This window comes from Corynebacterium minutissimum (assembly GCF_016889765.1).
Classification (GTDB): domain Bacteria; phylum Actinomycetota; class Actinomycetes; order Mycobacteriales; family Mycobacteriaceae; genus Corynebacterium; species Corynebacterium minutissimum_B.
Map to the genome: position 1 here is coordinate 2,651,790 of NZ_CP069533.1, position 15,494 is coordinate 2,667,283.

General features: G+C 60.0%; 14 protein-coding genes. All 14 read left to right on the plus strand.

Annotated elements, in window-relative coordinates; all coding sequences use genetic code 11:
• The first annotated feature begins 11 nt into the window (after positions 1 to 11).
• The 14 genes from I6J26_RS12530 (at position 12) to whiA (ending at position 15,189) form a co-directional block, all read left to right on the plus strand.
• The gene (locus I6J26_RS12530; RefSeq protein ID WP_115021979.1) at positions 12 to 2,045 is read left to right on the plus strand and encodes a primosomal protein N'; all 2,034 of its coding nucleotides are present in this window, start codon (positions 12 to 14) and stop codon (positions 2,043 to 2,045) included.
• A gap of 91 nt (positions 2,046 to 2,136) precedes the next feature.
• Positions 2,137 to 2,646 (plus strand): peptide deformylase, encoded by a 510-nt coding sequence (gene def, locus I6J26_RS12535; protein ID WP_115021982.1) that lies wholly within the window; start codon positions 2,137 to 2,139, stop codon positions 2,644 to 2,646.
• A 55-nt stretch (positions 2,647 to 2,701) separates the two neighbouring features.
• Positions 2,702 to 3,667: a methionyl-tRNA formyltransferase gene (gene fmt / locus I6J26_RS12540; RefSeq protein ID WP_115021984.1), complete on the plus strand. Its 966-nt coding sequence runs from the start codon at positions 2,702 to 2,704 to the stop codon at positions 3,665 to 3,667.
• Entirely contained in the window at positions 3,664 to 5,208 is a 1,545-nt protein-coding gene (locus I6J26_RS12545; protein ID WP_115021986.1) for an RsmB/NOP family class I SAM-dependent RNA methyltransferase, read from the plus strand. Before fmt ends, I6J26_RS12545 begins: the two co-directional genes overlap by 4 nt.
• A gap of 28 nt (positions 5,209 to 5,236) precedes the next feature.
• Positions 5,237 to 5,914, plus strand: coding sequence for a ribulose-phosphate 3-epimerase (rpe, locus tag I6J26_RS12550; protein ID WP_115021989.1), 678 nt, complete (start codon positions 5,237 to 5,239; stop codon positions 5,912 to 5,914).
• An 8-nt stretch (positions 5,915 to 5,922) separates the two neighbouring features.
• The gene (ribD, locus tag I6J26_RS12555) at positions 5,923 to 6,921 is read left to right on the plus strand and encodes a bifunctional diaminohydroxyphosphoribosylaminopyrimidine deaminase/5-amino-6-(5-phosphoribosylamino)uracil reductase RibD (RefSeq protein ID WP_258553371.1); all 999 of its coding nucleotides are present in this window, start codon (positions 5,923 to 5,925) and stop codon (positions 6,919 to 6,921) included.
• A 7-nt stretch (positions 6,922 to 6,928) separates the two neighbouring features.
• A complete protein-coding gene (locus I6J26_RS12560; protein WP_115021991.1) occupies positions 6,929 to 7,543 on the plus strand; it encodes a riboflavin synthase in 615 nt (204 codons plus the stop codon).
• 11 nt (positions 7,544 to 7,554) lie between these two features.
• Positions 7,555 to 8,817 carry a bifunctional 3,4-dihydroxy-2-butanone-4-phosphate synthase/GTP cyclohydrolase II gene (locus I6J26_RS12565; RefSeq protein WP_115021993.1) on the plus strand — a complete coding sequence of 421 codons (1,263 nt, stop codon included), beginning with the start codon at positions 7,555 to 7,557 and terminating at the stop codon, positions 8,815 to 8,817.
• 36 nt (positions 8,818 to 8,853) lie between these two features.
• Complete coding sequence (gene ribH / locus I6J26_RS12570; RefSeq protein ID WP_115021995.1) at positions 8,854 to 9,336, plus strand: 6,7-dimethyl-8-ribityllumazine synthase; 483 nt, start codon at positions 8,854 to 8,856, stop codon at positions 9,334 to 9,336.
• A 90-nt stretch (positions 9,337 to 9,426) separates the two neighbouring features.
• Positions 9,427 to 9,987 (plus strand): PH domain-containing protein, encoded by a 561-nt coding sequence (locus I6J26_RS12575; protein ID WP_115021997.1) that lies wholly within the window; start codon positions 9,427 to 9,429, stop codon positions 9,985 to 9,987.
• The gene (uvrC, locus tag I6J26_RS12580) at positions 9,987 to 12,041 is read left to right on the plus strand and encodes an excinuclease ABC subunit UvrC (RefSeq protein ID WP_115021999.1); all 2,055 of its coding nucleotides are present in this window, start codon (positions 9,987 to 9,989) and stop codon (positions 12,039 to 12,041) included. The genes I6J26_RS12575 and uvrC overlap by 1 nt, the downstream gene beginning before the upstream one ends.
• Positions 12,042 to 12,147: 106 nt before the next feature.
• The gene (gene rapZ, locus I6J26_RS12585; RefSeq protein ID WP_115024319.1) at positions 12,148 to 13,029 is read left to right on the plus strand and encodes an RNase adapter RapZ; all 882 of its coding nucleotides are present in this window, start codon (positions 12,148 to 12,150) and stop codon (positions 13,027 to 13,029) included.
• Between the two features lie 65 nt (positions 13,030 to 13,094).
• Entirely contained in the window at positions 13,095 to 14,060 is a 966-nt protein-coding gene (locus I6J26_RS12590; RefSeq protein WP_115022001.1) for a gluconeogenesis factor YvcK family protein, read from the plus strand.
• Between the two features lie 139 nt (positions 14,061 to 14,199).
• A complete protein-coding gene (whiA, locus tag I6J26_RS12595) occupies positions 14,200 to 15,189 on the plus strand; it encodes a DNA-binding protein WhiA (RefSeq protein ID WP_115022003.1) in 990 nt (329 codons plus the stop codon).
• Positions 15,190 to 15,494 lie beyond the last annotated feature (305 nt).

Sequence of the window (15,494 nt, forward strand, 5' to 3'; positions counted from 1 at the left end):
AATCGGGCACTATGCCCAAGAAGACACCCGCCGCCCATCAACCGGTCGGGCGGGTGTTGCCTTTCTTGGGGGTAGCACACCTGGACCGTGCCTTTGATTACCTCATTGATGAGGCAGATTCAGAGGCAGCGCAACCGGGTGTTCGCGTGCGCATCCGGTTTAACGGGCGGCTGGTTGACGCCATCCTTCTCGCCCGCGGTAGTGATTCAGAATTTGAGGGATCGCTGCGCTATATTGACCGAGTCATTTCGCCGTACGCGGTATATACGCCCGTCATGTCAGCATTAGTGGATTCTCTAGCAGCCCGTTATGGCGGGGTGCGTTCTGACATTATTCGTACGGCTATTCCGGCACGTCATGCGAAGGCGGAAGAAGCCGATCTTGAGACGCCGTGGGAAGAGTTAGGCAGCATTGAGCACCCAGATCTTTCTGCGTGGTCACGGTATGAATATGGTGAGTCCTTCGTTGACTCGGTTCTAGCTGGGCACATCGCTCGTGCTGCCTGGCAAATAGCGCCTGGCGCAGATTGGGCTGAAGCACTCGCAGCTCTCGGCGCGAGCGTGGCGATCAAGGGCGGGGGAGTGCTCATGGTCGTTCCTGACCAGCGAGACCTCGACCGGTTGGAAAAGGCCTTCCGGCAGTATGTCTCCGCCAAGCAGGTTACTGTGCTTGCTCACAGCACTGGCCCCCAGGCGCGCTATCGGCGCTACCTTTCTGCGCTGACTGGTCAATCCCGCATTGTCATTGGAACGCGTTCGGCGGCTTTTGCTCCTGTCAAAGACTTACAGCTTGCGGTCATCCTCAATGATGGTGACGATAACCTCGTGGATAACCTTAAGCCCTACGTCCATGCTCGCGAGGTACTCAGTACGCGTTCTGCACACGAAGGCTGCAGCTTCATTGTGGCTGGTCATTCGCGTACCGCTGAGGTTCAGCTCTTAGTGGAGTCTGGGTGGGCCCACAACCTCGTCCCCACAGAAGAGGCGCTTAAAGCCTCCCGCCCTGACATCGTCCCGGTAGGTGCCTTCGGAGTACAACTCGCTAGGCACATGCAGGGAGGAACCACCTCGGTTTCTGGTCCAGCTTTCCAGGCCACGCGAGCTGCCCTCGACCGTGGCGAGCCTGTCCTCGTTCAAGTGCCGCGTAAAGGTTACGCACCAATCCTTGCCTGCGGGCAGTGCTCTTCCCCGGCGCGCTGCCGGCACTGCAACGGCCCGCTGGGTCTTCCCGCCGCCGGAAGTACCAACTCCCAGTCGGCGTCTTTGCCTACCTGCCGTTGGTGTGGGCGAGTGGACACACACTATCGCTGTTCCGAGTGCGGCTCACCGCGTCTGCGCGCCATCGTGCTGGGGTCCGAGCGCACAGCGGAGGAGCTAGGCCGCGCCTTCCCCCAGACTCGTATTATTCTGTCGGGTGGTTCGAAGGTGATCGATGAGATCCCACAAGGGCCGGCTCTCGTTATTGCAACACCCGGTGCGGAACCTTATGTGGCGGACAACGGTCATTATGGTGCAGCATTACTCGTGGAGACTGGTGCGCTATTGGGCCGCCAGGATCTGCGCGCAACGGAAGATACCCTGGCTAAGTGGGCTGCCGCGGCGAGTCTCGTCTGCCCAGCGGAAGCCGGTGGTGCGGTCATTGTGGCGGCTGACGAACAGCTACCACTCGTGGGCTTCTTTATGAACTGGGACATGGTGGGCGCTGCTGCCGCAGAGTTGCACGCACGTCGGGAGGTGCGTTTCCCACCCGCCGTGCATATGGCAGCTATCGATGGCGCTGATGCTTCCTTGGCTTCCTTCCTTGAGCTGGTAGAGCTCCCGGAACATGCTGAGCTTCTCGGCCCCGTGCCCTTGCCGCCTGGTGTGAGTCTGCCGGGCGACTATGACCGCGAGCGCGGCGGCGAGCCTCAGCGCTTGCTCTTGCGCACCCCTCTAGGGCCGCGTTCGGAACTTGGAGTGAGGTTGCGTACCGCGAACGCGGTGCGCAGTGCACGCAAAGATGTGTTGCCGCTACGTATCGCCGTCGATCCCATCAACATTGGTTAGGCAGCACGCACGAGGGGTACCTCGTCGGCGCGGATGGTGCGCGGTGAACTATTGTCGGTCAAGAACATCCCAACGACGAGGAGTACTCACCATGACTGTGCGCGAGGTTCGCCTATATGGCGATCCCGTCCTGAATACCCGTGCCGAGGAGATTACCGAGTTCGGGCCATCCCTCGAGCGCCTTGCTCAAGACATGCTTGAGACGATGGAGGATGCCGGTGGAGTCGGCCTCGCTGCTAACCAAATTGGCCTGACCAAGCGCATCTTTGTCTTCGATTGCTCGCATTATCAAGATGGGCTTCGTGGGGCCATTGTCAATCCAGAATGGGACGCCATAGGGAAGGATACCCAGCTAGGAACCGAGGGCTGTTTGTCCATCCCGGGCATCTCGCAGCCAACTGAGCGCTACAACACGGTCCGAGTGCGCGGCTCCGATCCCTCAGGACGGCCCTTGGCGATGGTGGCGTCAGGCCTTATGGCGCGGTGTATTCAGCACGAGACCGACCACCTTGACGGCGTGCTTTTCCTGCAGCGCTTGAGTAGAGAGCTACGGAAGGAATCTATGAAGACCATCCGAGAATCAGACTGGTTTAACGCGTAATACACATCCGCATTCGCGAACCCTATACGTTTACTAGAAAGGTACGAGTCTTACAGTGCGCATCATTTTCGCCGGAACCCCCGAGCCAGCCGTTGTGGCGCTGGAGAAGCTCATTGCTTCCCGTCACGAGGTCGCTGCCGTCATTACCCGCCCAGATGCCCGCCGCGGTCGTGGACGCACCCTTCACCCGAGTCCGGTCAAGGTTCTGGCGGAGAAACATGGCATTGAGGTGCTGACGCCGTCCACACTGAAGCCGGGGACCGAGGACGGCGATGCCCTTCGCGCACGTCTCGCCGAGCTTTCTCCCGAGGCCATTCCGGTGGTGGCCTATGGCAACCTCATTACTGAAGACCTTCTTCAGGTTCCGGCCCACGGTTGGGTAAACCTGCACTTCTCCCTGCTTCCCGCGTGGCGCGGCGCGGCCCCGGTACAGGCATCCATTGCTGCCGGGGATGAGGTCACTGGAGTCACCACCTTCCGCATCGACAAGGGGCTGGATACCGGTGACATCCTTGCGACCTTGGAGGAGCGAATCCAGCCCACCGATACCGCAGATGATCTGCTCACACGCCTTGCTTACGCAGGGGCGGACCTCCTCGTAGAGACGATGGATGGGCTCGAGGACGGCAGCATTTCCCCGCAGCCGCAGGAAGGGGAAGCGACGTACGCGCACAAGATTGCTACTGAGGATGCCCGGATTGAGTGGGCAGCGCCTGCCGACGTCATCGACCGCCACATCCGCGCTCACACTCCAGGTCCAGGTGCATGGACGCTGCTGGGCGAGTCCCGCCTTAAGGTCGGCCCTATCAGCCTGGCTGATGGTGAATCGGGCGCGTCTGCGTTGCGCCCAGGCGAGGTCCGAGTAGGAAAAAAGGAGGTCCTCGTCGGCACGGGCAGCACCGCAGTGCGCCTGGGACAGGTTCAGCCACCAGGAAAGAAGATGATGAACGCCGCCGATTGGGGCAGGGGATTGAGCAGCCAGATGGCCAAGGATGAACAGGATGAGGTGACCTTCTCGTGAGCGGAGGCTTCAGATCTCGCAGCAAGTCCGGTGACCCCGCTGATCGCGGACAGAAGAACCACGACAAAAAGCGTCATGGAGGCACGCAAAAGCGTGCCTCCACGCGCCACAACAATCGAGGCACCGCCGCGGGGCGCCGAAATGATCGCGTTCGCCCCACAGACTCGCTGATTCAAGCCGCGCGCCGCAGCGGTGTCGATGTCCCGCGCGCGGTGGCATTCGACGTATTGCGTCGCGTGGCTGCCGATGACGCCTTTGCCAACCTCACACTGCCCAAGGCGCTCAGCGCGAACAAACTCACTGGACGCGATGCGGCGTTTGCTACAGAACTTACCTACGGGACCCTGCGTACCGAAGGCGTACTCGATGCAGTTATCTCTCAGTGTGCTTCCCGGGGGCTCGATGCGATGGCGCCGGAGGTGCTGACTGCGCTTCGTTTGGGTACGTACCAGGTGCTCTATACCCGTGTGGAGGCGCATGCTGCAGTCGATACCACCGTGCGCCTCGTCGAGGCAGCTGGCCACGAGAAGGCCAAAGGTTTTGCCAATGGCATCATGCGCACCATCACGCGCACTCCGGCAGAGGAGTGGCTCGAACAGCTGACACCGAGCGGCGAGATTGCCGCCCTAGCCTTCCGCCACGCCCATCCTGAGTGGATTGCGAGCTCTTTTGCGCGCGCCTTAGGTGACTCGGAGGAGTTGGAGAGAGCGCTTGAGGCTGATTCCCAGCGTCCCATCGTGCACCTCGTAGCACGTCCAGGTGAGATAACGGCAGAAGAGCTCGCGCTCATGACCGGCTGTGAGGAAGGCCAGTATTCGCCGTACGCGGTGTATTTGGAACACGGTGACCCCGGTTCCCTGGAACCCGTGCGCCAAGGCATGGCGGCGGTACAGGATGAAGGTTCGCAGCTTATTGCACGCGCAGTCACGGAAGCTCCCTTGATTGGTGATGACACCGGCCGTTGGCTGGATCTCTGTGCCGGACCAGGTGGCAAGGCTGCGCTCATGGGGGCGATTGCCCGAATCGACAGCGCTACTGTCGACGCCATCGAGGTCTCCCCGCACCGAGCAAAGCTCGTGGAAAAGACCGCGAGGGATCTACCGGTGCGGGTGCATACGGCCGATGGCCGCTCGCCCGGCCTCGAGCCAGGGTATGACCGCGTTCTTGTCGACGCCCCCTGTTCCGGTCTCGGAGCCCTGCGTCGCCGACCAGAAGCTCGATGGCGCAAGTCTGAGTCCGACATTAAGGACCTCACCTCACTGCAGGCAGAGCTTCTCGAATCTGCACTCAACCTGGTTCGCCCGGGCGGCGTTGTGGTCTATTCGACGTGTTCGCCAGACCTGCGCGAAACCCGCGAGATTGTCGACGCGGCCGTCGCCCAGCATGGCGAGGGGGCAGCGTTGCGCATTGAAGAGCTCGATGCGCGCCAGCTTTTGCCGAACATGGGCAATGTGGGCAGCGAACTGTCCGCACAGTTGTGGCCCCATCGCCATGGCACAGACGCCATGTTTTTCGCAGTCCTTCGTCGACTCGCGGACTAGAAAGGACGAAGGGACTAGGCTATGTGACATGTCTGCAGAAAAGTCTGGTCCCATCATCGCCCCGTCCATTCTGGCCGCCGACTTTACCCAACTCGGTGAGGAAGTCCGCGCAGTAGCCAACGCGGACTGGATCCACGTTGACATCATGGATGGTCATTTCGTCCCCAACTTGTCTTTCGGCCCGGACATCACCGCCACCGTGGACGGCATCACGACGCAAACCCTAGACGTGCACCTCATGATTGAGGAGCCGGAGAAGTGGGTTGAGACCTACGCTAAGGCGGGCGCTGATTGCATCATCTTCCACGTTGAGGCTGTCAGCGATAAGGACGCAGCGCTAGCGCTCGGGCAGAAGATTCGTGACCTCGGCGTGCGCGCAGGATTCTCCATCAAGCCAGGCACCCCGATTGAGCCGTGGTTGGATTCTTTGGAGCACTTCGACGAGGTTCTCGTCATGTCTGTGGAGCCGGGCTTTGGCGGGCAAAGCTTCATGCCTGAGCAACTCGACAAAGTCCGCACCTTGCGCCAGGTTATTGATGAACGCGGTCTCGACGTTCTCATTGAAATCGACGGTGGCATTTCTGCCGAAACCATCCGCCAGTCCGCAGAAGCCGGATGTGATGCCTTTGTGGCGGGATCCGCCATTTACAAGCAGGCGGATAAGGCCGCGGCTGTCGATGAGTTGCGCCGCCTAGCCACGCTGTAACCAGAGCTTTGATTGAGAATGCAGTGCGCCTGGCCATGACAGCCGGCGCCCAGGCACGAGGCACCACCAGCCCCAATCCACCTGTCGGAGCGGTCATTCTGGACGCCGCCGGTGAAATTGCCGGCGTGGGCCACACGCAGCCGCCCGGCGGACCCCATGCGGAGATTGTGGCGCTGAAGATGGCAGGGGAGAAGGCCCGCGGCGGGACTGCCGTGGTGACCCTGGAGCCTTGCAACCACACCGGCCGTACGGGACCGTGTGCGCAGGCGCTTATCGACGCCTCCCTGGGCAGCGTTTACTTCCTCCATCCTGATCCCACTCCGCAAGCAGCGGGCGGTGCCGCCGCACTAGCAGCGGCCGGTATCACCGTCGGCACGGTTGAGGCGCCCGCAGGGGTCGAGGATGTGCTCATTCCCTGGCTCACTGCGATGGAGCTGGGCCGGCCACATGTCACGCTGAAGTTTGCTCAAAGCCTCGACGGCTTTACCGCTGCTGTTGATGGCACAAGCCAGTGGATTACGGGTGCTCGGGCCCGCGAACACGTCCATATCGATCGCACTCGGCGCGATGCCATCCTCATCGGTACCGGCACGGCGTTGGCCGATAACCCTTCGCTCACCGCGCGCTACCCGGACGGTGGATTGCGGGATAACCAGCCGCGGCGTGTCGTGGTGGGACGTAGGGACGTCGCCAAGCACAGCGCTCACAACCTCGCACGTCTAGGTTTCGAGCAATACGCCACGCCTCAGGCAGCTCTGGCTGAACTGTACGCCAGTGGTGCCCGTGACGTCCTCGTGGAAGGCGGAGCCGGACTTGCTTCCAGCATGCTGGAGCTCGGGTACGTCGACTCGATCCAGGCCTACCTGGGCAACGTCATCCTCGGTGAAGGCACTGGTGTGCTTAAGCACGCGGCCGCATCGACGCTGGCAGAAGCGCCGCGCTGGTGCCGTCACTCGGTCAAGATATTAGGCGATGACGTGCTTATTGAATATCAGAGGAAAGGATAGAGACTCGGTGTTTACCGGACTTGTAGAAGAAATTGGTCGCGTGGAAAGCGTGGAGCACCAGGGCGATGCCGTGCGTCTCGGCATTGCTGCGGCGGCGGTTTTAGACGACGCCCAGCTTGGTGATTCTATCGCGGTCAACGGTGTGTGCCTGACCGTAGCGGAACTTGGCGAGGGCACCTTTATCGCCGATGTCATGCAGGAATCCCTGGATCGCAGTTCACTGGGAGAACTAGAAATTGGCTCGGCGGTCAACCTCGAGCGCGCGGTTCTTCCCACAACGCGCCTTGGCGGACACATTGTGCAAGGGCACGTGGATGGAACGGCACAGTTGCTTTCTCGAACCCCATCAGAGAATTGGGAAGTTCTGCGCTTCAGCCTCCCGCAGGATCTAGCGCACTACGTGGTGGAGAAAGGTTCCATTGCTGTGCAAGGCACCTCGCTGACTGTCTCGGCAGTGGGAAAGGACTACTTCGAGGTCTCACTCATCCCGACCACTCTGCGCGATACTGTATTCGGTTCCCTGGAGCCTGGGGCAACAGTAAACCTGGAAGTTGACGTGGTCGCTAAGTATGTGGAGAAGATGGTTTACCCTAACGTCACTGCGCATTCTGCTGAGGGATAGAGTTAATCCTTATGACCGCCGCAGATTCAACCTTCACTCTAGATAGCGTCGACCAAGCCATCGCGGACATCGCGGCCGGCAAAGCTGTCATCGTCGTGGACAACGAGGACCGCGAGAACGAGGGTGACCTCATTTTTGCCGCTGAGCTGGCTACTCCAGAACTCGTGGCTTTTATGGTGCGCTATAGCTCCGGCTATATTTGCGCACCACTCCTGCCGGAGGATTGTGAGCGGCTCAACCTGCCGCCGATGATGGCCGTGAACCAAGACGTGCGTCATACCGCTTACACGGTGACGGTGGACCTAGCCAACGGTTCCACGGGCATTTCCGCCACCTCGCGCTGCGAGACGATTCGTGCGTTGGCGGACCCTACCTCGGAACCTGCAGACTTTACCCGGCCCGGACACGTGGTTCCTCTCGCAGCACGCCCCAACGGTGTGCTTGAGCGCGATGGTCATACCGAGGCATCCATCGACCTGGCCCGCCTCGCAGGGCTGCGACCCGCAGGTGTTTTGTGTGAGATCGTGTCCGAAGAGGACCCGACCGATATGGCGCGTTCCCCGGAACTGCGACGCTTCGCCGATAAACACGGGCTCACGATGATTTCCATTGAGCAGCTCATCGAATGGCGCCGACACAACGAGCAACAGGTTACCCGCCAGGTAGAAACCCGCCTGCCCACTGAGCACGGCGAATTTAAAGCGGTGGGTTACCGGAATGACGTCGACAAGCACGAGCACATTGCACTCGTCGTCGGTGACGTCAACGATTACGCTGGCGCCACGGATGTGCCGGTGCGCGTGCACTCGGAGTGTCTTACTGGCGATGTTTTCGGTTCCCAGCGCTGCGATTGCGGTCCACAGCTGCAGGAATCCCTGCGTGCGGTGCAGGAAGCCGGACGAGGCATTGTTATCTACCTGCGTGGCCAAGAAGGGCGCGGCATTGGGCTCATCAACAAGCTTAAGGCCTATAGCCTGCAGGACGGCGGTTTGGACACCGTTGACGCTAACGTCGAGCAAGGCCTGCCGGAAGACGCCCGCGAATACTCCGTAGCCGGACAGATCCTGCGGGATCTCGGCGTTTCTTCAGTGAACCTGCTCACCAACAATCCGCACAAGGGCGAAGGCCTGCAGGGCTTTGGCATTGATGCCTCTGCACGCACCGCGCTGGCTACCCCGGCGACGGAAGACAACATCGCCTACCTGCGCACCAAGCGCGACCGTATGGGCCACGACCTGCCGCAGGTGGCAGAGTGGGACAAGAAGCACTCTTAAACGTTCACGACTTCAAGGTTCACAAAGGAGCACACAATGAGCAAAGACGGCCTTCCTACTCCAAAGAATGTCTCCGGTAAGGGCATCCGCGTGGCCGTGGTAACGGCGACGTGGAACGAGGAAATCTGCGATCAGCTGCACCGCCGCGCTATTGAGACCGCTGAAGAAGCTGGCGCGGAAATCACCGCTGTGCGCGTCGTCGGCGCGTTGGAGCTGCCCGTGGTGGTCCAAGCTGCGGCACGCACGCACGATGCCGTCGTTGCGCTCGGATGCGTTGTCCGCGGTGGGACCCCGCACTTTGATTACGTGTGTGACTCGGTAACGCAAGGCCTCACACGCATTGCTCTCGATGAGTCGACGCCGGTAGGCAACGGCGTGCTCACCGTCAACGAGTATGACCAAGCCGTCGACCGCGCAGGTTTTGAAAGCTCCGCCGAAGACAAGGGCGCGGAATCCATGCACGCAGCTTTAGAAACCGTGCACACCTTGCGTACACTAAACGAGTCGACCCCGCAGTAGCCCGCAGTAAGTAGGCCACGCGGCGCTTGCTGTGACAAGCCGTGACAAGATACGCCGAGAAGCGGGAGTGATACATGGATGGAGGACTCGATGACGGACCCACAGATTCCTTCGGAGAAGCAGCCGATCGCTGCTCGCCCCGAACTGAGCGATGAGCAGGTGTTGGCCTATACCAGTGCCGATCCCTTTGCGAAGACGTCGACGAAGCCCTGGGAATACGAGGCCCGTTCACCTTTCCTTCGTAAGGTAGCGATCGTCTGGGTCATCCTTGTCATGGCGGCGCACCTCTTCATGGGCTTCACTGTGGGCTTGTCTTTTACCGGTGCCAGCGTGACCACCATTGATAAATTCGCTTTCCCCGGCGTCGGCGTGCTGATTTCTGTGCTGTCCTGGTTCGCCCTTACCCGTCCGCGCCTCCGCGCCAATTCTGACGGAGTGGAGGTTCGCAACATTGTGGGTACGCGTTTTTACCCCTGGCAGGTGATTTATGGCCTGTCCTTCCCGGAAGGTTCGCGCATGGCGCGCATCGAGCTGCCGGACTTCGAGTACGTTCCGGTGTGGGCGCTGCAATCCGGCGATAAGACTGACGTGATTCCGAAGGTGCGTTCCTTCCGCGACCTTGAAGCCCGCTACATGCCGCAGGATGACTAGTGGCTGATCCCACGACCTACCGCCCGGCTCCTGGAAGCATTCCTACGGACCCGGGCGTCTATAAATTCCGGGATGAGAACCGCCGCGTTGTCTACGTGGGCAAGGCAAAGAACCTCCGTGCACGTTTGTCCAACTACTTTCAGGACATCACGCAACTACATCCGCGGACCCGCCAGATGGTTCTCACAGCCGCGTCGGTGGAATGGACCGTGGTGGCCAGCGAAGTGGAAGCACTCCAGCTGGAGTACACGTGGATTAAGCGCTTCGATCCGCGGTTCAATGTTATGTACCGCGATGATAAGACTTACCCCATGCTCGCGGTTTCGGTGGGAGAGACCATCCCACGCGCGTTCTTCCACCGTGGCCCGCGCCGCAAAGGCGTACGCTATTTCGGCCCGTATTCGCATGCGTGGGCAGTACGTGAGTCACTCGATCTCCTTACCCGTGTGTTCCCCATGCGCACGTGCGCTAAAGGCGTGTACAACCGCCACGAGCGCCTAGGCCGGCCGTGTTTGTTGGGGTACATCGGCAAGTGCGACGCGCCCTGCATTGGCCGGGTCAGCCCTGAAGAACACCGCGAGACGGTGAACCAACTCATGAGCTTCATGAACGGCAACACCGCGCCCGTGCGCAAGCGGTTGACGCACGAGATGGAGGAAGCGTCGGAGAACCTAGAGTTCGAGCTGGCCGCACGGCTTCGTGATGACTTGGGAGCGATTGACAAGCTCATGGAACAGCAGGCCGTGGTGCTCTCTGATGGCACTGACGCCGACCTCATTGCGTTTTGTTCGGATGAGCTTGAAGCCGCGGTGCAGATTTTCCATGTGCGTGCCGGCCGTATTCGCGGCCAGCGCGGGTGGGTCGTAGAGCGATCAGGCGATCAGGCCACAACGGAGCCCATCGAGGAAGGCAAACCGGATCCCGGCCTGCCGGCACTTATCCAGAATTTCCTTGTGCAGTTCTATTCCGATGCCGTTGACAGGCAGCGCCAAGAAGCCGCTGAGGACGCGAAACTGGAGCGCAGGGGAGTGGACCAAGAGTCCCACACCGAAATGCATCGCGGCAACCCTATACCGCGTGAAATCCTGGTGCAGGTCCCGCCGGAGGAGGCCGAGCAAGTCACGATCGTTTTGGAAGAATTACGCGGCGCCCACGTAGACCTGCGTGTCCCGCAGCGCGGCGATAAGCGCGCCCTCATGGAGACCGTGGAGCGCAACGCCAAGGAACAGCTGCGTCAGCACAAGCTCAAACGCGTAGGCGACCTCACCGCACGGTCGGCAGCATTGCAGGAACTGCAGGAAGCCTTAGGAATGGACTCCGCCCCGCTGCGCATCGAATGTACGGATATCTCACACATCCAAGGCACCGACGTGGTGGCTTCTCTCGTTGTTTTCGAAGATGGACTCCCACGCAAGTCGGATTACCGCCGGTACCGCATCAAAGAAGCCGCCGGTGATGGACACTCGAATGATGTAGCCTCCATTGCCGAGGTCACTCGACGCCGTTTCAAACACCACCACGATGACAAACGTGCCTTGCCTGATGAGGAGCTGGAGAACTCCACATTTGCTGAGGAACGCGTGCGTGAGGAATCCGCCAGCACGTCGACCCGCAGCTTCTATCCTCCACAACTCTTTATCGTCGATGGTGGCGCGCCCCAGGTTGCTGCTGCCCAGGCGGTCTTTGATGATCTGGGGATTGTCGATGTCACCCTGATTGGCTTGGCTAAGCGTCTGGAGGAGATTTGGGTTCCCGGTGACGATGAACCAGTCATTCTTCCACGTAGTTCACAGGCGCTATTCCTCCTTCAGCACCTGCGTGATGAGGCACACCGCGTGGCTATTACCTATCACCGTCAGCAGCGCTCAAAGCGGATGCGGACATCGGTGCTTGACTCCATACCGGGCTTGGGACCGCAACGCCGCACTGACTTAGTTAAACACTTCGGATCCGTGAAAAACCTCAAGGAAGCCAGCGTGGAGGATATCGCTGAGGTCAAGGGTTTTGGCCCGAAGCTCGCGCAGACGGTGTACGACCACTTGCAGAAGTCCTAGATATCTGTAGATATCTACTGGGCCGCTCATCGCTCCGCACGAAGTTGCACCTCCGTCACGGTATCGTTGCCGTATTCACACCGAATCTTCAGGTGAGGTGGTAAGAATAGAGGCCATGACGTTGTTTGATTCCCCGCCCATTTTGGTGACCGGCATGTCCGGTGGAGGCTTAACCTCGGCAGCCAAGGTGTTGGAGGATAAAGGCTACTATGTGGCCCACAACATTCCGCCGAAGGCCATCGTTGACCTGCTGAAACTTTGTGCACGCCCCGACTCGCCCGTGACCAAAATCGCGGCGGTGACGGATGTGCGCTCCCGCATGTTCCCGGGTTCCCTTCCGGAGACACTCGACGAGCTGGCAGAACTGGATATGAAACCCACGCTGCTCTTCCTCGATGCACGCGATGATGTCCTTATCCGCCGTTTTGATTCGGTGCGTCGAACGCACCCGCTCCAGGATGGTGAGACCCTCAAGGCAGGTATCCAGCGTGAGCGCGTGGCGGTTCAAGACATCCGGAATCGTGCGGACATCATCATCGATACGACCAATCTGTCCATCCATGATCTGCGCCGAGCCATCGAGGCATCGTTCGGCGAGATGGGGCATGAACGCCAGCACGTAACGCTTGAGTCTTTCGGCTTCAAGCATGGCTCACCGCGTGATGCCGATCTTGTCGTCGATGTGCGGTTCCTTCCCAATCCTTATTGGGTTCCGGAACTGCGCGGCTACCGGGGTACGGACGAGCCGGTGGCTGACTATGTGTTGTCACGTGACGCGGCGCAGCCTTTCATACAGAACTTCATTAACATGCTTGATTCCATGCTTACTGGCTACCGTCATGAAGGAAAGAACTTCATCACGGTAGGCATTGGCTGTACCGGTGGTCACCACCGCTCCGTTGCAATCACTGAAGAAATCGCACGCAGACTGCGCGAGCGCGGCGACATCGACGTCAGCACGCTGCACCGCGACATCAATCGCGATTAATTTCACTCTCTCTCACACATCTCACATCGAAAGCCGGTACTTACGTGACCCCAGCTCCTTCCCATATGGCCAGCCTTGGCGGTGGCCATGGTCTTTACCAAACCCTGTTGGCAGCTCGCCGCACAGGCGCCGAGGCAATCTCTGCCATCGTGACAGTGGCGGATGACGGCGGTTCTTCCGGTCGGCTTCGCCGTGAACTCGACATCATTCCACCCGGGGACCTGCGCATGGCATTAGCAGCGCTGTCGAGCGATTCCGAACAAGGTCAGCTGTGGGCGACTACCTTGCAGCACCGTTTCGGCGGCAATGGTGCCATGGCTGGCCACGCCGTGGGCAACCTGCTTATCGCCGGTTTGAGTGACGTGCTAGGCGATTTTCAGGCCGCGCTAGATGCCGTAGCTAAGCTCACAGACTCCGCCGGGCGCGTGCTTCCGTCCGTCAACCTTCCGCTCAATATTGAAGCGGATGTAGCCGGGCTTGACGACGACCCCCGCGTCATGCGCTCCGTTCGCGGTCAGGTCGCCGTTGCCTCGACGGTGGGGCAGGTACGCCGCGTGCGCATCATCCCGGAACGTCCGGAGGCAAACCAAGCAACGCTCGATGCTCTACATGAGGCGGACATGATCACGTTGGGGCCTGGGTCGTGGTTTAGCTCTGTCTTGCCCCACGTTCTGGTTCCGGACATCGTGGAAGCCATTACCTCCTCTGACGCGTTGCGCGTTGTCGTGCTGAATCTGTCGGCAGAGCCAGGGGAGACCCAAGGTTTTTCTGCTGAGCGTCACCTTCACGTACTGGCACAACATGCTCCGAATCTGCGTGTCGACCGCGTCATCGTCGACAGTGAAAGCCTGCCAAATGAATCCGAGCGCGTGTTTGTCCAACGTGCTGCAAGCGTCTTGGGCGCAACGGCAGTCTTCCGCGACGTGTGCCAGATCGATGACAACGGGCAGATCCTTAACAAGCATTGTCCGGATAAGCTTGCTGCGGTGTTTAACGAGCTCTATAACGAGTACGTTGGCGAGGCTGAATAGCCGCGGCGTGGACTAACTATTAGGTCCGGCAGCACGGTTCGGTAGGCCCCTAGCGTGCGCGTGTGCACGACTCGCACGTTAAACTATGGGGCACTCACAGCCGCATGGCGGCATCAACAGTCGAAAGGGGAGACACGAGGTGTCTGCGTCATTGACCAATCAGGTCAAGGAGGAGCTAACGGCGGTTTCCGTACCGCGACAGTCTGCCCGCGCGGCAGAAGTTGCCGCTATCTTGAGGTTCGCCGGTGAGCTACACGTTACTGGCGAGCGCGTGACCTATGACGTCGAGCTGGAGTCGAGCACGGTGGCCGACCGCCTCGTCACCGCTCTTGATGAGCTGTATTCCATCACTGCCACGACGAATTTGGCGGGCCCTGCGTCCTCGTCAAAAAAGAACCGCATTCAGGTGCGGATTACGTCTGGGGCGAAGGAACTGACCCGCCGTCTCGGCCTCGTGACGCGTTCTGGCCACCCAGTAGTAGGCCTGCCACCACAGGTTATCTCCGGCTCTATCGCAGACAATGAGGCTGCGTGGCGTGGAGCATTCTTGGCGCAGGGCTCTCTTACTGAGCCGGGTCGTTCTTCGGCTCTGGAAGTTACTTGCCCCTGCCAAGAGGCGGCACTGGCGCTCGTGGGTTGTGCTCGTCGCCTTGGAGTGTCGGCTAAGACGAAGGAAACTCGCGGTGCGGACCGTGTTGTGGTGCGTGACGGCGACGCTATCGGTGCACTGTTGACCCGTATGGGCGCGCAAGAAACGCGCTTGACATGGGAGAAGAAGCGCATTCAACGCGAAGCTCATGACACGTCCCGTCGTCTCGACAACTTTGACGATGCCAACCTGCGTCGCTCGGCACGTGCGGCTGTCACTGCGGCTGCCCGTGTAGAGCGCGCAATGGTGATTTTGGGCGATGACGTACCTGAGCACCTAGCGGATGCAGGCCGTTTGCGCGTTCAGCACCGTGAAGCCTCCCTGGAAGAGCTAGGCCGCCTAGCGGACCCGCCGATGACCAAAGACGCGGTTGCAGGCCGTATTCGGCGACTGCTGTCCATGGCGGATAAGCGCGCGAAAGAGCTAGGGGTCCCCGACACAACGAAGTCCGTAACCGAGGACCTTTTTAACGATGCCTAAGGAATGTTAATGCCCGTTCGGACATTAGTCTGACGGATTTTTGCGAAGCCACCCTGAATGTATGTCTGGGTGGTTTCACTAGTTTTTGGTTGGGTGACATATCCCACTTCGAGTCAACACTATGCAACATAACCCCACACGAACGGTCATATCTGCAGGTGTATCGGTCTATACGGCCCCCGAGCCCCCAAAACCAGCTCCACCAGTGTACGCCTCTTTTGGACGCGCTGCTCGAGTGGTTGTTAAGGGAGCTACGGACCTCTGCGAAGGTCAAAAACCGTGGGTAGTATCGGCCGTGTTGGGAA